Origin of the sequence: Salinisphaera sp. S4-8 (genome assembly GCF_040361235.1) — a bacterium.
Taxonomy (GTDB): domain Bacteria; phylum Pseudomonadota; class Gammaproteobacteria; order Nevskiales; family Salinisphaeraceae; genus Salinisphaera.
On record NZ_APNF01000008.1, the window covers coordinates 93,574 to 113,220 of the forward strand.

The 19,647-nt window shown below is 62.7% G+C and carries 16 protein-coding genes; 7 read left to right on the top strand and 9 right to left on the bottom strand.

Features of this window, described 5'->3' with window-relative positions; all coding sequences use genetic code 11:
- Position 1 precedes the first annotated feature (1 nt).
- Positions 2 to 976: a glutathione S-transferase family protein gene (locus S4A8_RS13320; RefSeq protein ID WP_353220509.1), complete on the top strand. Its 975-nt coding sequence runs from the start codon at positions 2 to 4 to the stop codon at positions 974 to 976.
- On the opposite strand, the gene S4A8_RS13325 is transcribed toward S4A8_RS13320, so the two are convergent.
- The 3 genes from S4A8_RS13325 to S4A8_RS13335 all read right to left on the bottom strand — a co-directional run bounded on the left by S4A8_RS13325 (position 971) and on the right by S4A8_RS13335 (position 6,493).
- Positions 971 to 2,011: a response regulator gene (locus S4A8_RS13325; RefSeq protein WP_353220510.1), complete on the bottom strand. Its 1,041-nt coding sequence runs from the start codon at positions 2,009 to 2,011 to the stop codon at positions 971 to 973. The genes S4A8_RS13320 and S4A8_RS13325 overlap by 6 nt on opposite strands.
- Before the next feature lie 5 nt (positions 2,012 to 2,016).
- The gene (locus S4A8_RS13330) at positions 2,017 to 5,277 is read right to left on the bottom strand and encodes a response regulator (RefSeq protein WP_353220511.1); all 3,261 of its coding nucleotides are present in this window, start codon (positions 5,275 to 5,277) and stop codon (positions 2,017 to 2,019) included.
- Between the two features lie 424 nt (positions 5,278 to 5,701).
- A complete protein-coding gene (locus S4A8_RS13335) occupies positions 5,702 to 6,493 on the bottom strand; it encodes a glycerophosphodiester phosphodiesterase (protein WP_353177819.1) in 792 nt (263 codons plus the stop codon).
- A 93-nt stretch (positions 6,494 to 6,586) separates the two neighbouring features.
- Between S4A8_RS13335 and metC the strand changes: the two genes are divergently transcribed.
- On the top strand, positions 6,587 to 7,750 hold the full coding sequence (gene metC, locus S4A8_RS13340; protein ID WP_353220512.1) for a cystathionine beta-lyase: 1,164 nt from the start codon (positions 6,587 to 6,589) through the stop codon (positions 7,748 to 7,750).
- 56 nt (positions 7,751 to 7,806) lie between these two features.
- Positions 7,807 to 8,475 (top strand): hypothetical protein, encoded by a 669-nt coding sequence (locus S4A8_RS13345; protein WP_353220513.1) that lies wholly within the window; start codon positions 7,807 to 7,809, stop codon positions 8,473 to 8,475.
- A gap of 107 nt (positions 8,476 to 8,582) precedes the next feature.
- Here S4A8_RS13345 and nadC read toward each other — a convergent pair whose 3' ends face one another.
- The 3 genes from nadC to S4A8_RS13360 form a co-directional block, all read right to left on the bottom strand.
- Positions 8,583 to 9,452: a carboxylating nicotinate-nucleotide diphosphorylase gene (gene nadC / locus S4A8_RS13350; RefSeq protein ID WP_353177825.1), complete on the bottom strand. Its 870-nt coding sequence runs from the start codon at positions 9,450 to 9,452 to the stop codon at positions 8,583 to 8,585.
- Positions 9,453 to 9,523: 71 nt separating this feature from the next.
- On the bottom strand, positions 9,524 to 10,654 hold the full coding sequence (locus S4A8_RS13355) for an SUMF1/EgtB/PvdO family nonheme iron enzyme (RefSeq protein WP_353220514.1): 1,131 nt from the start codon (positions 10,652 to 10,654) through the stop codon (positions 9,524 to 9,526).
- A complete protein-coding gene (locus S4A8_RS13360; protein WP_353220515.1) occupies positions 10,651 to 11,418 on the bottom strand; it encodes a class II glutamine amidotransferase in 768 nt (255 codons plus the stop codon). Before S4A8_RS13360 ends, S4A8_RS13355 begins: the two co-directional genes overlap by 4 nt.
- Positions 11,419 to 11,514: 96 nt before the next feature.
- On the opposite strand from S4A8_RS13360, the gene egtD reads away from it, so the two are divergent.
- Positions 11,515 to 12,507, top strand: a complete 993-nt coding sequence (gene egtD, locus S4A8_RS13365; RefSeq protein ID WP_353220516.1) for an L-histidine N(alpha)-methyltransferase — start codon at positions 11,515 to 11,517, stop codon at positions 12,505 to 12,507.
- 312 nt (positions 12,508 to 12,819) lie between these two features.
- Here the strand turns inward: egtD and argF are convergent, their stop codons facing one another.
- The 3 genes from argF to S4A8_RS13380 form a co-directional block, all read right to left on the bottom strand.
- On the bottom strand, positions 12,820 to 13,716 hold the full coding sequence (argF, locus tag S4A8_RS13370) for an ornithine carbamoyltransferase (protein ID WP_353220517.1): 897 nt from the start codon (positions 13,714 to 13,716) through the stop codon (positions 12,820 to 12,822).
- 2 nt (positions 13,717 to 13,718) lie between these two features.
- Positions 13,719 to 14,924, bottom strand: a complete 1,206-nt coding sequence (locus S4A8_RS13375; RefSeq protein ID WP_353220518.1) for an acetylornithine transaminase — start codon at positions 14,922 to 14,924, stop codon at positions 13,719 to 13,721.
- Between the two features lie 125 nt (positions 14,925 to 15,049).
- A complete protein-coding gene (locus S4A8_RS13380) occupies positions 15,050 to 15,658 on the bottom strand; it encodes a superoxide dismutase (RefSeq protein WP_293627166.1) in 609 nt (202 codons plus the stop codon).
- 159 nt (positions 15,659 to 15,817) lie between these two features.
- Here S4A8_RS13380 and S4A8_RS13385 point away from each other — a divergent pair, with 159 nt between their 5' ends.
- The 3 genes from S4A8_RS13385 (at position 15,818) to icd (ending at position 19,634) form a co-directional block, all read left to right on the top strand.
- Positions 15,818 to 17,392 (top strand): hydantoinase B/oxoprolinase family protein, encoded by a 1,575-nt coding sequence (locus S4A8_RS13385; RefSeq protein ID WP_353220519.1) that lies wholly within the window; start codon positions 15,818 to 15,820, stop codon positions 17,390 to 17,392.
- Positions 17,393 to 17,458: 66 nt separating this feature from the next.
- The gene (gene grxD, locus S4A8_RS13390) at positions 17,459 to 17,788 is read left to right on the top strand and encodes a Grx4 family monothiol glutaredoxin (protein WP_353220520.1); all 330 of its coding nucleotides are present in this window, start codon (positions 17,459 to 17,461) and stop codon (positions 17,786 to 17,788) included.
- A gap of 76 nt (positions 17,789 to 17,864) precedes the next feature.
- The gene (gene icd, locus S4A8_RS13395) at positions 17,865 to 19,634 is read left to right on the top strand and encodes an isocitrate dehydrogenase (NADP(+)) (RefSeq protein ID WP_353220521.1); all 1,770 of its coding nucleotides are present in this window, start codon (positions 17,865 to 17,867) and stop codon (positions 19,632 to 19,634) included.
- Positions 19,635 to 19,647 lie beyond the last annotated feature (13 nt).

Sequence of the window (19,647 nt, forward strand, 5' to 3'; positions counted from 1 at the left end):
CATGGGATTACTCGTCGAAGGCCAGTGGAAGGACCAGTGGTACGACACCGAATCCACCGGCGGCAAGTTCGTTCGCGAATCGGCCGGTTTCCGTGACTGGGTGAGTGCCGATCCGGATTCGCGCTTTACCGCCGAAGCCGGGCGCTATCATCTGTATGTGTCGCTGGCCTGCCCCTGGGCGCACCGCACCCTGATCCTGCGCAAGCTCAAGGGCCTGGAAGGCGCGATCGGCGTATCCATCGTGGACCCGTACATGGGCGAGTGGGGATGGAGCTTCTCCGATGCCCCGGGCACGATTGCCGATCCGCTCTACGGCCTGGATCATCTGTTCGAGCTGTATCAGAAAGCTGCCAGCAGCTATACCGGACGCGTGACCACGCCCACGCTGTGGGATCGTCAGCACGAAACCATCGTCTCCAACGAGTCGGCGGATATCGTGCGCATGTTCAACAGCGCTTTCGACGCCGTGGCCGAGCACCCCGAGCGCGATTACTACCCGAGTGAGTTGCGCAGCGAAATCGATGCCGTCAACGAGCGGGTCTACCACGACGTGAACAACGGCGTGTACAAGGCCGGTTTTGCCACCACCCAGCAGGCCTACGAGCAGGCCTTCGAAAAGCTCTTTGCCACGCTCGACTGGCTCGATGCACGCCTGGCCGAGCAGCGCTATCTCGCAGGCAGCCGGATCACCGAGGCCGACTGGCGTCTGTTCGTGACGCTGGTGCGCTTTGATGCAGTTTATGTCGGCCACTTCAAATGCAATCTGCGCCGCATCGCCGACTACCCGAACCTGTCCGGCTATCTACGCGAGCTCTATCAGGTGCCCGGCATCGCCGTGACCACCAACTTCGACCATATCAAGCAGCACTATTACCGCAGCCATCCCACGATCAACCCCACCGGGATCGTGCCGGTCGGCCCGGAGCTGGATCTGTATGCCCCGCACGGCCGTGCCGCGACCGCGGCTGCGTCATAGGTCCAGATCCGACAGCGGTACGAAGGGCATGTTTTCGGCGAAGCCGCTATCGCCGGTGGCTTCCCAGGCGTCGCATTCGGCCTTGATGTCGAGAATGCGCTCGAAGATCGAGTCGAATACCGCGATCATCTCTGGGTCGAAATGCCGCCCGGCTTCGCCGAGCATGGTGTCGCGGGCGCGTTCGACCGGCCAGGCCGCCTTGTAGGGACGCGTTGTCGTCAGCGCGTCGAATACGTCGGCGATCGCGGTCAGGCGTGCCGGTATCGAGATCTGTTCGCCTGCCAGGCCGTCCGGATAGCCGTTGCCATCCCATTTTTCGTGGTGATGCAGCGCGATTTCGGCGGCCATTTTAAAGCCCGGCGCACGGCTTTTCGCGAGGATGTCGTGACCGATACGCGTATGGGTCTGCATGATGCGCCATTCTTCGGCGTCAAGCTTGCCGGGCTTGCGCAGGATCGTGTCCGAGATGCCGATCTTGCCGGTGTCGTGCAGCGGCGCGGCGAGTTCGATCAGGTGCAATTGTTCGGCGCTCAGGCCGTAGGCGCGGGCCAGTTCGGTGGTGTAATAGGCCATGCGCCAGATATGTACGCCGGTATCGGTGTCGTTGTAATGCCCGGCGTGGCCGAGCATGTTCAGGGCATCACGATAGCTTTGATCGAGTCGGGTGGCCTGTACCAGTGACAGATGCGTACGGACACGGGCGCGCACGATCGGCGCTGATACCGGTTTGACGATATAGTCCACCGCACCGGCGGCGAAGCCTTCGGCCTCGTTGCCGATATCGGCCATGCTGGTAACGAATATCACCGGCATCGCCGCGGTATCGGCATCGCTTTTCAGACGCCGGCAGACTTCGTAGCCGTTCAGATCCGGCATCTGGATATCGAGCAGGATGAGCGCCGGGCTGTGTTTGCGAGCCGCGGCAAGCGCGTTCTCGCCGCTGCGCGCGAACACCAGCCGGCGTTCGCCCGCCAGAATCTGACGCAGGGCGGCCAGGTTTTCCGGTTCGTCGTCGACAATGAGAATCGGCTGCATAAGCGTTAGTTGTCGTCGAGCGAAATGCCGAGTTCATGCGCGAGTTCGGCGGTGCGTTGTCGCCCGCTGTCGAAGTCGAATGCTTCCAGCGCCGCGGTCAGCGGTGCCAGCCGCTCGGGCGACAGATGCATGCGCAAGCGTTGAATGATCGGTTCCACCGCATCCGGATCATCGGTATCGAACGCGCTATGCGCCTGCTGCAACAGGCTCGCCAGAGACTCACTCGAATCCGCAGGCGCCGGTTGGGGGGCGCTGTTTGCTTGCGTGTGCGCATACCGTTCTATCGAGCGACGCGCCTGTCGCAAGGCCCGTGCGAGCGCGCGCAGATGTCGCGTGCGCATATGCTGGTCCTTGGCGGCCCCGGATTCGATGCGTCCGGCCGCGTCGGCGACCTCCACGAGCGCCAGATTGGCGGCGACGCCCTTGAGCCTGTGCGCGCGCGCTCGTACCTCGGTAATATCGGCGGCCTGTTGAAGCTCGCGTGCGGCCTCGCCGTGTTCACGTAGAAAGCGCAACAGATACTGTCGATAGACGGCCGTGTCACGCCAGGTGGCCAGCCCACGGGCGATATCCAGGCCGGGTAGAGCCTCGGCCGTTGGCGCCTGGGCCGCGCTCGTTTCGGGCATCTCGGCCCGGGTCAGGCGCTGGAGTACCCGAAACAGCTGGGCCGGATCGAGCGGCTTGGGCAGGTATTCGGCGAACCGGGCCCGCGGGGCATCGCTGCTGCGCGCAAGCAAGGCGTCGGCGGTTAGCGCCACGATTCGCAAATCCTGGCAGCCGTCGAGTGCATGGATTCGCCGGGTGGCCTCGACACCGTCCATATTCGGCATCTGTATATCCATGAGTACCACGTCGGCCTCGCCAATATGCGCGCTGACCCAATCCACGGCCTCGCGGCCGTCTTCGGCGAGCCAGACCCGCGCGCCTTCTTCGACGAGCAGGCGCTGGGCCACTTCACGGTTGATATCACTGTCGTCGACGATGAGTACGCGCACGCCGTCCAGGCTTTGTCCCTCATCGCTTGTGGCCTGTGTTTTGCCGGCGCCGCTGAGACTCGGCGCCAGTGCATCGTGCAGCGAGGACGGTGTCACGGGCTTTGCCAACACCGCGTCGGCGAGATCGCTCGCCGGCTCGGCGATCAGGTCGGCGCGCGAGGCGGCCGTGATCATGATCACGATCGGCCGATTGGGATCATCGGCCGGATAGCGTTCACGCAACGTCTTGAGTACGGCGATGCAGTCCATGTCCGGCATCTGCCAATCGAGTAGAATCGCGCGGCGGCGCCTGGGGGGATCGTTGCGCGCGGCTTGCAAATGCGCCAGCACGGCGGCCCCGGTTTTGAAGGTCTGGCATGAAAAACCAATGCTTCCGACAGTATGGGACAGCGCTTCCAGGGCGAGTTCGTTATCGTCGACGATCAGTACGTCCAATTCGTTCGCGCCTAATCCCGCCGGCGCCGGATCGCGGTCGAGCACGAGTTCGAACCAGAACTCGCTACCCTGACCGGGCGCGCTTTCGAGTCGTAGCGATCCGCCCATCAACTCGACCAGTCGGCGCGAAATCGCCAGCCCCAGGCCGGTGCCGCCGAAGCGGCGGGTCGTCGACGTGTCGGCTTGGGTGAACTCGGCAAAGATTTCTGCCTGCTTGTCGGCCGGGATACCAATTCCGCTGTCGCGCACGGCGAATCGCAGTCGGGTGTGGTCGTCTTCGATTTCCAGCGGCGTGATGCGCACATCGACGAAGCCTTCGTCGGTGAACTTGATGGCGTTGCTGGCGAGGTTGATCAGTATCTGCTCCAGACGGAGTCCGTCGCCACGCAACGGGTCGACACTGGGATTGGGCGGCGTGATCGCCAGTTCCAGCGGCTTGTCGCCCAGGTTGAGAGCCATGATGGTGGCGATGTTGTCCAGCAGGTCGGCGAGATAGAAACGCTCGTGCTCGAGTTCGATACGGCCGGCCTCGATCTTGGAGAAGTCGAGGATGTCGTTGATCAGGTTCTGTAGCGAGCCGGTTGCACGCTTCATCTTGAGCGCGAGCTGGCGCATGTTCTGGGTCGGCGCATGGCGCTCGATCAGATGGCTCAGGCCGGCGATCGCGTTCATCGGCGTACGGATTTCGTGGCTCATATTGGCCACGAACGCCGTCTTGGCGCTGTTGGCTGATTCCGCCGTGCGGGCACGGCTGCCCAGTTGCCTGTTCAGGCGGGCGATGGTTGCCTGAGAGCGCGCGACCGACCATGCAATGAGCAGTGCGAGCACAAAGGCGGCAACCATTACCGGTGCGGCCTGTTTCCAGATGATGTCCTGCTGGATCGCGGCGAAACGGGCCCGGGGCAGGTAGGCCAGAGCATGCCATAGATAATCGCTGCGCCCGACTACTTTCACGTCGCTGTTATTACGTAGTTCCGCGGCGGTTGCTCGAACCTCGGCCAGCGGATCGATTGTGCGCCAAGACCATAATCCATCGGCAGTGAGCATGCTGCCGCTGGGTTGGGTGTGCACCGTGCGCCAGACATTGGGATACGTTTTTTGGAGCCTGGCGGCGTGGCCCAGTTCAAACCCCCATTCGTCCTGCGGTTCGGGGCCGATCAGCCAGTAGCCCTTATAGTTGGCGAGCATCAGCTCGCCGCTGCCGGTAAGGTGCGAGGCATGGAACGCATCCAGCCAGCGCTCGCCCAGGAAGTTCACCACCAGCGCCCCCTGAGAGCGGCCATCGGGGTCGCGCAGCGGCAGCGCAAAGCGCATGACGGGTTTGTACGGTACTTCGATTTGCCCGTTTTCGATGTTCAGGTTCATCGGCGAGACGTAGATATCGTCGCCACCCAGTGGACTCGTACGTTTTATATAGTCGCGGCGCGATTTATCCTGCAGTGCGTCTTCGCTGCGGCGGATGGGGACTCGGCCATTGGTATCGACGCGGATCGATTCCATGCCGCGCTGGTCGATCCAGCGGACCTGATCGACGCTGCGGTTGGTCTGGATATAGGCCGCGAAATATCGCGCGACGCGTTCGCGACGCGAGCTCGAGTCGGCGCTGAAGACTTCGGCGATATGCATCTGCTCGCGCAGAAGCAGAATATCTGCGAGCGCGTCACGTAAACGTTCGGCCAGACGCTCCGAACTCGTCGAAAGCGCTTCGCCTTGTTGGTTCACCAGTTCATCGACTACCGCGTTCATTCGGCTTTCGGCATAGATATAGCCGGCGCCGCCGATCAGTACTGCAAAGAAAAGTAACAGCACGAGAAAAATCGCAATCGGCGATTTCACGTTGATATCCCCCCGCCGCTCAATAAGATCGTTCCCGATGGCGCACTTGGCGACATTTTTCGAAAACGATCAGGTGTTGAGTATCACCACAAGGTTGGGGCGTTCGTCAAACGACTTTGGTCGGAAAAGCGCACCGTATTGCTGTCTTGAATCCGCTCGTTACGGGACATTCGGGTAATCGAGGAGATGGATTCCTGAAGCGATCTATTGGCTGCTTTCAATAAGGAAGGTCTCTATCCGTAAAACTACGTTTACGCCACGCCAATTAATTCATGAACCAGCAAAAAGCGATCGGGTCACGAAACATTGTCAAAATCTTTCCCGTAGCGGCGTGCCAGGAAAGCTTCGGTCGAGCAACCGAGTACAGGCTCAAGTGCCGTATTGGCCGCTCGCGCGGGGGCGCGCCCGGGTGCGGGAGAGCGCTTCAGCGGCGTTCGCGTGCGCGATCGAGGCCTTGTTGTATGCGCACGGCGTTATTGGAAAACACCCAGTTCACGCCGCGCGCGATTTCGCGCAGGCACATGGCCGGCGTACGAACGAAGCCGCTGCCGACCCACGCGCCGCGATGCTGGAGCGTGTCGATATGACGCGAACGCAACAGTGCAAACGGTCCGGCCAGGCCAGCGCAGTCGTTGTTAATAGCCCAGTCGTGTAGCGCGCTCAGATTGAACTTGGCCACCGGCAAGCGCGCGTGGCCAGGCAAGTCCGATACGGCCTCGAACAGCTGTGTATCCAGCGCCAGGACATGAAAATCGCGAGACGGCGTCAGTCCGCCCAGCAGATCGACAAGGCGCTGTTCGGCACGCGGCGTGCCCCGGGTCTTGATTTCGATCATCAGATGCGCGCGTGCGTGATAGCGCTCGAGCAAACTCTGCAGGTGGGGTAGTTCCGGCACGCGCCGGCGTAGTGTCTGCCACGGCGTATCGGCAACGATATCGGCGAAGCCGAATACGCGTTTCAAATCGGCATCGTGGACGACCACCGGTTCGTCGTCGCGGGTATAGCGTATGTCGAACTCGATGCCGGCTACGCCCGCCGCGACGGCCGGATCGAACGCGGCAAAGGTGTTCTCGCGCACGCGTCGGCCGTCGCGCTCGCCGCGGTGGGAAACGACCCGCGCGTGAGCCAGGGCGGCGTCATCGGGGCGCGAATGCGGCAGGCGTGCCAGCACGGCTTCGGCGGTATGGGACAATATGGCTTCGAGATGTCGATTCACAGCAGGCGGCGATCCGGGCCCGAGTATTGGCGCGAGTATAGAGCCAGTGACGGTGACTGCGTTGTATCGACGACCACAAACCTTGAGTGCTGCATGAAAAACGCGACCCGACTCGTTCATGCCGGACGTGATCCGGCGGCCCAGCAGGGCATGGTCAATCCGCCCGTCTATCACGCGTCGACGGTATTGTTCGAATCGCTGGATGCGCTCGAGCGCGCCGCGGCGAACCCGTTCGAAGGTGTGTACTACGGGCGCAACGGCACGCCCGTCCAGTTTGCCTTCGAAGCCGCGGTTGCCCAGATGGAAGGCGCCTTCGGCGCGGTCACGACCTGTTCCGGGCTGGCGGCGATCACCGTCGCCTTGATGAGTCAGGCCGAGCAGGGCGCGCATTTCTTGGTGACCGATAACGTGTACGGGCCGACGCGAAAACTTTGCGATGGTCTGCTCGCGCGTCTGGGTGTGACGACCGAATATTTTGACCCGACGATATCCGCGGCTGAGCTCGAGTCGCGTATCGGCGCACAGACGCGCGCGGTATTTCTCGAAGCGCCGGGTTCGCTGACTTTCGAAATCAGTGACGTGCCGGCATTGGCCGAGGTGGCCCATCGCCACGGTGTGACGGTCATGGCCGACAACACCTGGGCCACGCCCTTGTATTTCAATGCCCTCGAACACGGCGTGGATATCTCCATTCATGCGGCGACCAAATATCTGGTTGGCCATGCCGATGCGATGCTGGGCGTGATCAACTGCAAAGAAGCCCACTACATGACGGTGCGCAAAGCCGCGGCGGGCATGGGCTACTGCGCCGGGCCGGACGATATCTATCTCGGCCTGCGGGGCCTGCGCACGCTCGGCCAGCGCCTGCCCGTGCATCAGGCCAACGCGCTCGCGCTTGCGGACTGGCTAGCCGCACAGCCCGAGGTCGCGCGCGTGCTGCATCCGGCGCGGGCTAATCATCCGCAGCACGAACTGTTCACACGCGATTTCAGTGGCGCGAGTGGTTTGTTTTCCATCGTGCTGCATCCGGTGGCCCGCGAACGACTGGCGGCGATGCTCGATCATCTCGCGCTGTTCGGCATGGGCTTTTCCTGGGGCGGCTATGAAAGCCTGATCCTGGCGGTCAATCCCGAGCGCAGCCGTAGTGCCACCCAGTGGGAGGCGGACGGCCCGACGCTGCGTATTCATGCCGGGCTCGAAGACGTGGACGATCTCGTCGAGGATCTGGCTGCGGGTTTAAAGAGGCTGCGCGGTTAGCCGATATCGCCTAAAGAAGCGTCGCCGCCGGCGGCGCGCATATCGAGGGCGATTCGATGAACAACAAACAGTGGCTGGCGGCGGCCGGCCTGAGCGTGATCGCGTGCGGTGCGCAGGCGAGCGATTTCAGCGTAGGCGCGGTGGCGGGCACGCTCGGCCTGGGCGGTCAGGTCACCTATGCGTGGACCGAGCGTGTCCAGACGCGTGCGATGGTGGCCGGCATCAGTGCCGATGTGGATTTCGAGGCCGATGGCGGCAGCGATCTGGAATACAGCGGCAACGTGGATCTGCTGCACGGCGCGTTGCTGCTGGACTATCATCCCTTCGGCGGGGTGTTTCGCCTGACCGGCGGCGTGATGCTCAACGACGACAAGATCGACGGCAGTGCGACCTGCGAACAGCTGGCCTGCGATCTCGGCGATAACGAAAGCGTGCTCGTGCGTGGCGACCGCCTCGATGCGACGGCGCGCTACGATTCCGTATCGCCCTATATCGGCTTCGGCTGGGGCAAGTCGCCGGGCGCGGAAGGCGGGTTGGGCTTTAGTGCCGATATCGGCGTGTTCTATCTCGGCGAGCCCGATGTCGACGTACGGCTCAGTGGCGCCTCGAGCGCGAATCCGATCGCCCGCGACGCGGTCGAAGAGGAACAGGATGATATCCAGGACGATCTGGACAAGCTGCCGCTGTATCCGGTGGTGATGCTGGGCGTGGACTATCGCTTCTGATCGAAAGATCGGGCGGCGTAAAGCACTTCGTTAGAGCGCCGGGATGGCGTGCTCCATCCCGGTCGTCTGCGTCTAGGGCGTGTCGTCATATCTCATGACGAAACGCCCTAGTCGGTATGCATGCGCATGGAAAAATCGGTGGCGCGCAGGTGCTTGGTCAGCCCACCGATGGAAATACGATCCACGCCCGTATCGGCGACTTCACGCACATTGCGCAAATTGATATCGCCCGAGGCCTCGATGACGATATCGCGGCGAAAGCGCCGCCGGTGGGCATCGGCCATGTTGACCGCCCGGGCGAGCACGTGACTGGCCAGGTTATCGAGTAACACGCCGTCGCAGCCGGCTTCCAGGGCCTGTTCGAGTTCTTCCAGCGTTTCGATTTCCACCTGGACGAACAGCCCGGCGGCGGTTTCGCGTGCGCGCTCGACCGCGGTTTCGATCGAGCCCGCGGCCATGATGTGGTTTTCCTTGATCAGGATGGCGTCGAACAGGCCGAAGCGGTGGTTCACGCCGCCGCCACAACGTACTGCATAGCGCTGCGCGCTGCGCAGGCCCGGCAGGGTCTTGCGTGTATCGATGATCTGGGTGTTCGTGCCCTTGACCCGTTCCACGAATTCGAACGTGGAACTGGCCACACCCGAAAGCAGCTGCAGAAAATTCAGTGCCGTGCGTTCGCCGCTGAGCAGCGCGCGTACCGGCCCGCGGATTTCGCACACCGGCGTATTGGAGTGGATTCTCTCGCCGTCGTTGGACAGCCACTCGATTTGTACCCGCTCGTCGAGCGCCGTGAAACTGCGCTCGAACCAGGCCGCGCCGGATAGAATTGCGTTTTCGCGCACGATCACCCGCGCGCGGGCTTCCAGGCCTTCGTCGACCAGGGCTGCGTTACGATCGCCGTCGCCGATATCTTCGGCCAGCGCCGCTTTCACGACGCTTTCGATATCGTCGGGCAGAGTCAGGTCTTTTTCCGACATGGCTTATCTCGGCTGCGAATACCGGCGCGCAGTATATGCCATTCCAGGATCGGGCCGAGCCGGCGCTGCGTTCAGGTGCTCGCCAGACGCAGCCCGGCGTGGATATGGCGATGGGTAGGCGGGTAGAAATTGCGAAAGCCCGGCCGACGTATCTCCGGTTCGCTGTGCACGCTCGCGCCACGGGCGACAAAATGCCCGCCATCGAACCACGGCAGGGAATAGCCGTCGTAGGGAAATGCGCGAAAGCCCGGGTAGGGGTAGAACGCATCGTCGCACCATTCCCAGACCTGTTCGACATCCGTAAGCACGCCGACGCGGCGTGCGGCTTCCCATTCGGTTTCCCGCGGTAGCCGCGCGCCGGCATAACGGGCGTACGCACGGGCTTCGTACCAGCCGATGCCGTGCACCGGCGCATTCGCGATATCCGTACTGCCCGGCGCGAACACGAACCAGCCATTCGTCAGTGCCCGCCAGTGCTGTGGATGCGCGATGCCGGCCGCTTCACGCCAGGCCCAGCCGTCGGCGTCCCACCAGTCGGCGTTTTGGTAACCGCCGGCTTCGATGAAACCCAGCCACTGGGCGTTGCTCACGCAGCGCTCGGCGATCGCGAACGTTGGCGGATAGGCGGTGAATACGGGCTGCTCGTTGTCGTAGGCATCGATGCTGGCGGTGCCGATATCCACGGCATGGGCAGCCAGCGGGGTGAAGTCGGTATCCGGTGCGGCGGCGCGCATGTCGATAGCGGCCGGATCGCATTCGGCCAGCGCCAGCTGGGCACGCACCAGGCGCATCGTTTCCAGATGCTGGGCGTAGTGCTGGCGTAAAAAGGCGGCGAGGTAGCCGTCGGCGAGCAGCGGATGCGCCATATCCCGGGCGCGCTGCCAGCAGGTATCGTTATGTTCGGAAATCTCGGCCGCCCACGCGCGCAGGGCGTCGGCGTCGGGCAGCCGGGCACTGCGTTCGTCCTTGGCCGATATTTCGGGCACATAGAGATCGCGCCATGCATCGGTGATGCGGGCATCGCCGAATACCCGCTCGGCCAGCCAGTAGGTTTCCATGAACAGCACATGGCCCACATGCCAGAGCATGGGACTGAGTTCGGGGTGGCTCTGGCAGCGCTGCTGCGCGGGCGTAAGGCCGTCGAGCATGGCAACGCTGGCTTGTCGCAGCTGTGCGATACGAGAGGGCGGATTGGCAGTCATAGGGATTCTCGCCGCGGCGTCTGGCCGGCTTGGGCAATGATCATTTGATCAGACTCTACGCATGTCCAGCCGCTGTGGTTGTCGAACGCTTCCGAGCCAATCGCGATGCCGCCATGCCAGTCGGCATGAAAATATAACGAGGGCGCATCGCCGTTCACTGCCGCGCGTACCGCCACCATGCACTGGCCGTCACTGACGATCATGTTCAGCAGCGCGCGTACCTGCGGTGTGTCGGCAAGCCAGTCACGCACCTGCGTGATCACCGAACCTAGGCGTGTTTCCAGTGGGCCGGTCTGTTGGCGCAGCAGCGCGAACAGATATTCCGAATCGGTATTGCCGTTGATCGTGGTTTCGATCTCGGGCGCGACCTCGGCGCGTAGACGCGCGCGCAGCGTGTGCGCGAAGCGGTCGATAAAGCCGTTGTGCGTGAACAACAATGCATCGTCGTAAAACGGCTGGGTGTTGGCATAGTCGGTGCCCAGCCCGGCGGTGGCACTGCGTACGTTGGCAAGCCATAGCGGCGAGCGAAGGCTGCGCCCGAGCGAGTCGAGATTGGCATCCGCCCAGATCGGCAACACCTGCCGATAGCCCGCGGGCTGGTGGTCGGCGTCGAGCCACGCCGCGCCCCAGCCGTCGGCGTTGACGGTCGCACTCACCATTTCCCGGGCCGCCCAGGATTGATGCGCCAGGCCGTGGGGTGGGTCGCAGATCAGGGTGCGCAGCGCGAGCGGCTGCAGGCCGATATAGCCGGCGATTCGGCACATCCGTACAAGTCCGAAATATTAAGGTTACCGGCCGATGATAACCTTGCGAAATCAACACGCCCAACGATCCGCTGTGCGGATGACCCGTTTATGACCATGACCCAGTCTGGCCGCCGCCTGACCAGTACCGATGTCGCGCCCGAACGCCCCCTGGCCAGTCTCGCCGACGACGTGCGCGCCGGGCTGTTGTCGCGTCCGCGCTGGTTGTCGCCGAAGTATTTCTACGACGATCGCGGCTCGGCGCTGTTCGAAGCCATTTGTGCGACGCCCGAGTATTACCCCTCACGTACCGAGGCGGCGTTGCTGGCTGCGCACGGGCGCGAAATCGTCGAATACGCTGCCCCCGATCATATGCTCGAACTGGGCAGCGGCAGTTCGCGCAAGACGCGGCATTTGCTCGATGCCTGCGACGCGCTGGGCCAGGGCTGTACCTATTGGCCTTTCGATGTCAGCGCCCAGATGATGCTCGATGCCGGCGCCGAGCTGGTCGCCGATTACTCCTGGCTGTCGGTGCATGCACTCATCGGCGACTACACGGGCGGCTTGGCCAACGTGCCGTTGCCCGAGGCCGGCCGGCGTCTGATCGTGTTTCTCGGCGGCACCCTCGGCAACTTCGAACCGCCGGCAGCCACGGCGATGCTCGAACAGATCGCAGCGCTCATGCGCGATGGCGACCGGCTGTTACTCGGTGTCGATCGGGTCAAGGATACGGCCACGCTGGAAGCCGCTTACGACGATGCCGAGGGCGTGACCGCCCAGTTCAACCGCAACGTGCTGCGCGTGCTCAATCGCGAGCTTGATGCCAATTTCCCGGTACAGGATTACAGCCACCGTGCGGTGTTCGACCGCGACATGGCTCGTATCGAGATGCGGCTTGCGGCCGATCATGCCCACCGGGTCACGCTGGCCGCGCTGGATACGGCGATCGATATCGAGGCGGGCGAGGAAATCGTCACCGAATTCAGCCACAAGTTCACCCCGGATACGCTCGCCGCGCTGTTCGAAACCGCCGGGCTGACCATCGAGCGCCACTTCGAAGCCGAAGGCGGCGCCTATTCGCTGGTGCTCGCCGGCAAGGCTAACCCCTGAGCTGGGATGGTCGCAGACCCGGACAGTGCGCAGATTCAAGCGCTTTGCAGACGTCCACGACTTTCAGTGCGCTGATGTCTGCGCTGGGGTGAGCCAAGCCGCGCACGAAGCGCGAGGCGGGTGAGACCCGTGGCCCAAAAAATCTTTGCAATCGGCGTAATCTGCGGATCGATGTCTTTTTGTAAAAGACATCCACGGATTGCGCAGATTGACGCAGCGCTGCGATGGTGAGCTGTCGTAACCGGTCAGGGCGGGTTTTACACTCGCCAGAGGCGAATCATCTGCGTTGAATCTGCGTTTTTCTGCCGGGTATCAGGCATCGAGCAGGTCCAGCAGCAGGGCTTTCTGGGCATGCAGACGGTTTTCGGCCTCGTCCCACACGACGCTGTTGGGCCCATCGATGACCTCGGCGCTGACTTCCTCGCCGCGATGCGCGGGCAGACAGTGCATGAACAGGGCGTCGTCCTTGGCCCAGCTCATCAACGCCTTGTTGACTTGGAAGTTGGCGAAATCGGCCAGCCGCACTTCGCGGTCGTCCTCGTCGCCCATGCTCGCCCAGACATCGGTGACCACCAGATCGGCGCCGTCGGCCGCCTGGGGCGCGTCTTCGCAGATCACCACGCGTTCGCCGCTGGCCTTGAGGATCTGTGCATTCGGGCCATAGCCTTCGGGTGTCGCGATACGCAGCTCGAAGCCGAGCAGGCGCGCGGCCAGGATATAGGAGTGGCACATGTTGTTGCCGTCACCAATCCATGCCACGGTCTTGCCCGCGATATCGCCGCGGTGCTCCTGATAGGTCTGCAGGTCCGCGAGTAGCTGACAGGGATGAAAGCGATCGGTCAGGCCATTGATCACCGGCACGCTGGAATAGGCCGCGAAGCGTTCCAGCGTGTCGTGCGAGTGGTTGCGAATCATCACCACATCGACCATGCGCGAGAGCACACGCGCTGTATCCTCGACCGGTTCGCCACGCCCGATCTGGGTATCGCCGGGCGACAGGAAGATTGCATGGCCGCCCAGCTGGGTCATGCCCGCCTCGAACGACACCCGTGTGCGCGTCGAGGCCTTTTCGAAGAGCATGCCCAGTGTGCGGCCCACGAAAGGCTGCTTTTTCAGCGGCTTGTGCTTGAGCGCGATGGCATTGTCGATAACACGGCGAATGCCGTCGGCGCCCAGGTCGTCCAGGCTGAGAAAATGGCGCAGGGTCATGGTCAGTTTGCTTGGTTGGAACGGGTTGAAGACGCATCGGGCGTAGCGATGCTTTCGATGAGATAGCACACGCCGTCGACCAGCCGCTCGACTTCGGCGGGGCCGATGATCAGCGGTGGCAACAGGCGAATGACATTGGAGGCCGTCACGTTGAGCAGAATGCCCTGTTCGCGCGCGGCGTCCACGAGATAGGCGCAGGGCTCGGCGAGTTCGATGCCGATCATAAGCCCCGCGCCGCGGATATCCTTGACATGGTCGAGGCCATCCACGCGCGCCTCGATCTGGCTGCGGATCGAATCGCCCATGGCCTGAACATGCGTGAGCAGGCCGTCGGCTTCGATGGTGTCGAGCACGGCCAGCGCGGCACGACAGGCCAGCGGGTTACCGCCGAAAGTCGAACCGTGGCTGCCGGGCCCGAACAGGGGCGTGGCCTTGCCGGCCACCAGCGACGCACCGATCGGTACGCCCCCGCCAAGCCCCTTGGCCAGGCCCATGACGTCGGGGGTGATGCCAGCAGCCTGATGGGCGAACCAGTGGCCGCTGCGGCCGACGCCGGTCTGAACCTCGTCGACCATCATCAGCCAGTCGCGTTCGTCGCAGAGTTTGCGCACGTCGGCCAGAAAGTCGGGCGGGGGCACGCGAACACCGCCTTCGCCCTGGATCGGTTCGACCAGCACGGCGGCGATATTGGCATCCTCGAGTGCGGCGATCGCATCGATATCGCCATAGGGTACGCGCACAAAGCCTTCCGGCATGGGCTCGAAGCCTTTCTGTGCGCTGGCGTTGCCGGTCGCGGCGAGTGCGGCGAGCGTACGGCCATGAAACGAATTCTCCATGACCACGACCACGGGCTTGTCGATGCCGCGCTTGTGACCATGCAGGCGGGCGAGCTTGATCGCGGCCTCGTTGGCTTCACTGCCGCTGTTGCCGAAAAACACCGCGTCCATGCCGGCCAGCTCGCACAGGCGATCGGCCAGGCGGGTCTGTACCTCGATCTCGTAAAGATTCGAGGTATGCAACAGTCGGCTGGCCTGGTCGTTGATGGCTTCGACGAGGGCCGGATGGGCATGGCCGAGCGTGTTGACCGCGATGCCTGACAAGGCATCGAGATAGCGCTTGCCGTCGCTATCGAAAAGCCACGCGCCCTGGCCGCGTTCGAATGCGATGGGCTGGCGCTTGTAGGTCGGAATCAGATGCGAAATGGCCATAAGGCGTCCTGATGGAGTGGTTGTACACGGCCGAAACCCAGTGGCCGCAACACCGATACCCCAAACGAAAAACGACCCCGCCGCAACGCGACGGGGCCGTATTCTAGCGCAAACTGCGGATCGTTCTAGTCGACCTGCTCGTCGTAGCGCTTGGCGATGCCGTCCCAGTTGACGACGTTCCACCAGGCATCCACGTATTCGGGCTTGCGGTTCTGGTATTTCAGATAGAAGGCATGCTCCCAGACGTCCAGGCCCATGACCGGCTTACCGGACTCGGACACGACGTCCATGATCGGGTTGTCCTGGTTCTGGGTGGACACGATCTTGAGCTGGTTGCCCTGCGGCACGAGCCATACGAAGCCCGAACCGAACAGACCGGTGGCCGCGTTCGTGAACTCTTCCTTGAACGCATCGAAGGAGCCGAAGCTGGAGTCGATGGCCGTACCCAGGCCGCCGGTCGGCTTGCCGCCGCCGGACGGGGACATGCTGTCCCAGAACAGGATGTGGTTGTAATAGCCGCCACCCTGGTTGCGCACGCCCGGGCCGTGCTGGCCGGCCTTCGACAGGATCGTTTCCAGATCCTGGTCTTCGAGTTCCGTGCCTTCGATGGCCTTCTTGAATTTGGTCAGATAAGCGTTGTGATGCTTCTCGTAATGGATCTCCATCGTACGACCGTCGATATACGGTTCGAGCGCATCGTAGTCATACGGTAGATCGGGCAGTTCGAATGCCATGACGTATCCCTTGTATTGAGATGAGTGAATCAACGCCGACTAGTTATATAGGGTTTGTTCGTCATTTTTCAAAGCGCGAGCACATATCCCAGCGGTGGTCGCCCAGCCAGTGCGGCGATATCTCTGCTCTTTGCTCGCGGCATTGCTAGACTCGCGCGTATGAACACAAGCGTCACCGCCAAGCCCGCCAACGCCATCGAACTGGCGATCTTTGCCAGCCGGATCACGGCTGTGTGTGAGGAGATGGGGGCGAGCCTGGCGCAGGCAGCGTTTTCGCCCAATATCCGCGATCGCCTGGATTACTCCTGCGCGGTGTTCGACGCCCAGGGACGGCTGTGCGCGCAGGCCGCGCATATTCCGGTGCATCTGGGCAGCATGGCCTATGCCATGGCCGATATCGTGGCCGCGCGCGACTGGGCGCCGGGGCAGATGATCGCGCTCAACGATCCGTATCTGGGTGGCACACATCTGCCGGACGTCACCCTGATTGCGCCGCTGTTCGTGGGCGACGAACTGGTCGCGTTCGTGGCCAACCGGGCGCACCATGCCGATATTGGCGCCGACTCGCCCGGTTCCATGCCGTTGTCGAAGAACCTCGACGAAGAAGGGCTTGTGATCGCGCCGGTAGCGCTGGTCGACGATGACGCGATCGACGAATCGGTGCTGGGCGGCTGGCTGGAACATCTGCGCAACCCGCCGATCGCGCGCGGCGATTTCAGTGCTCAGATCGCGGCCAACCGAATCGGGCTCAAGCGCTTGTCGGCGTTAATCGGCGAGGGCGGCGACGCCGACGTAGCAGCATTCAAGAAACAGCTGGGCGAATACAACGACTACGCCCGTGCGCTGGCGGCGAGCGCCCTGCGCGAACTGCCCGATGGCCGCTACGAATTCACCGATGTGCTCGATGACGATGGCCAGGGCAATACCGATCTCGCCATTGCCTGTCGTATCGATATCGACAACGGCCGCATCGCGGTGGATTTCGCCGGTAGCGCCGACCAGACGGCCGGCAACGTCAACTGTCCGCTTTCGGTCACTGCGGCGGGCACGCTATATGTCTTTCGTTGCCTGATGCCGGATCAGGTACCGGCCTGTGCGGGCGCGTTCGACGATATTCAGATCAGTGCGCCCGAGGGCTGTCTGCTCAATGCCCGGGCACCCCATGCCGTGGCGGCGGGGAATGTGGAAACCAGCCAGCGCGTGGTCGATGCCGTGCTCGGCGCGCTCGCCAAAGCCATCGGCGAGCGCATTCCGGCAGCCAGCCACGGCAGCATGAACAACGTCGCGCTCGGCTCGCATGATTCGGCCACGCCTTGGGACTACTACGAAACCATGGGCGGTGGTCTTGGCGCCGGTCCGAGCCATGCTGGCGCCAGCGGCGTGCAGGCACATATGACCAATACGCTGAATACACCGGTGGAAGTGCTCGAGCGCCATTTTCCGCTACGCATGCGCCGCTATACCTTGCGCCGCGACAGCGGTGGCGCGGGTGCTCAGCACGGCGGCGACGGGCTGATCCGCGAGATCGAATTCCTCGACGATGCCAGCTACACCGTGCTTGCCGAACGTCGCCGGCATGCGCCTTGGGGACGCGCGGGCGGTGCCGACGGCGCGCCCGGCGAGAATCGTCTCGACGGCGAAACGATTGCACCCAAATGCACCGGTATCGCCTGTGCCGGGCAGCGCCTGACGGTGATTTCGGCCGGCGGAGGCGGCCATGGCGAGGCGTCGTAACGAGGCCTCGACAGGCGCGTTATAATCGGCGCAATACAACAGTTTTTCGAATCAGAGGATAACGCCATGAGCGCCAAGGCAATGGAAGTGATCAAGAACGAGGTCGAGAACAACCCGATCGTGCTGTACATGAAAGGCACGCCGGACTTTCCGCAGTGCGGCTTCTCGGCACGCAGCGCCGAGGCGATCAAGGCCTGCGGCGTACCGTTCAAGGCCGTGAACGTATTCGACGACGAAGAGATCTATCGCCAGGGCGTGAAGATCTATTCCAACTGGCCGACGATCCCGCAGCTGTTCGTCAACGGCGAACTCGTGGGCGGTTCGGATATCGTGATCGACATGTTCCAGTCCGGCGAGCTCAAGACGCTGCTCGAAGAGGCGGCCAACAAGGCCTGAGAACAATTTTCGCGCCGTCGGCTGTTGCCGGCGGCGCAAGTTTTTGCGCGACATGATTCACAAGGAGTAGCGGCTAATGGCCTACAAGCACGTACGCTTGCCCGAAGACGGTCAGAAGATCACCGTCGAAAACGATCAGATGAATGTGCCGGACAACCCGATCCTCGGCTATGTCGAGGGCGACGGGATCGGCCCCGATATCACCAAGGCTTGTTTGCGCATCTGGGATGCCGCAGTGGAAAAAGCCTATGGCGGCAAGCGCAAGATCCATTGGGCCGAGCTGTTCATGGGCGAAAAGGCCGCCAAGGTCTATGACGGCGACTACTTCCCGGCCGAAACCCTGGAAGCGATCAAGGATCTGTGGGTGGCCATCAAGGGCCCGCTGACCACGCCGGTGGGCGAGGGCTTTCGTTCGCTCAACGTCTCGCTGCGCCAGGAACTGGATCTGTATGCCTGCGTGCGCCCGGTACGCCACTACACCGGCGTGCCGTCGCCGCTCAAGGACCCGGGCAAGGTCGACGTGGTGATCTTTCGCGAGAACACCGAAGACGTCTATTGCGGTATCGAATACCAGTCCGGTACCGACGAGAACAAGAAGCTGGCCAAGTTCCTCAAGGAGGAAATGAAGGCGGACTTCTTCGACGACGCGGGCCTGGGCATCAAGCCCATTTCCGAATTCGGCACCAAGCGCCTGGTGCGCAAGGCCATCCAGTACGCGATCGACAACGGCCGCGAATCGGTGACCCTGGTGCACAAGGGCAACATCATGAAATTCACCGAAGGCGCGTTCCGTGCCTGGGGTTATGAAGTCGCCCGCGAAGAGTTCGGTCACTGCACGATTACCGAGGATCAGCTCTACTCCGAGTACAACGGTCGTCAGCCGGAAGGCAAGATCGTGATCAAGGATCGCATCGCCGACATCATCTTCCAGCTCATGCTGCTGCGTCCGGACGATTTCGACGTGCTCGCCACCATGAACCTCAACGGCGACTATCTCTCGGACGCCGCGGCGGCCGAGGTCGGCGGTATCGGCATCGCCCCCGGTGCCAACATGTCGGACAACATCGCCGTGTTCGAGGCCACCCACGGCACCGCGCCGAAGTACGCCGATAAGAACAAGGTCAACCCGGGTTCGTTGCTGTTCTCGGGTGTGAACATGCTCGAATACATCGGCTGGCAGGAAGCTGCCGACCTGATTTCGCTGGCCTATCCGGAAGTGCTCGCGGACAAGATCGTGACCTACGATTTCGCCCGCAACATGGAAGGCGCCACGGAAGTCGGCACCAAGGAATTCGCCGATGCGCTGATCGAGCAGATCAACGGCGGTATCGATCTGGAAACCAAGCGCAAGCAGCGCAGCGAAAAACTCGCCCGCGAGCGCAAGCAGCGTGAAATCCGTCGTCTACTGCAGCCCATGGAAGAGATGATCGCCAGTGGCCGTACGCCCACGAGCGTATCGGACGTGATGACGCGTACGCTGATTACCGTCACCGACGAGACCAGCGTGCACGACGCCATGCACGAAATGCGCAAGAACGAGGTGTCTTCGCTGGTGGTTGAGCCGAACGATTCCGGCGAGTGGGGCATCATGACCCGTCGCGATATCGTCACCAAGATCGTGCGCGAAGGTAAATCGCCGACCGATATTACCGTTGGCGAGATTGCTTCGCGTCCGGTGGTGACCGTCGCCCCGGAAACGCATCTGCGGGAAGCGGCCAATACCATCGCCGAGAAAAACATCAGTCGTCTGTTGGTGGCGGGCAAGGACGGCGAGCCGATGGGCATCACCACCGAAACCGATATTTTCGGTGCCATCGAGCAGTCCGGCTGGCTGCCCGAGGCCTGATGTCGGCATGACA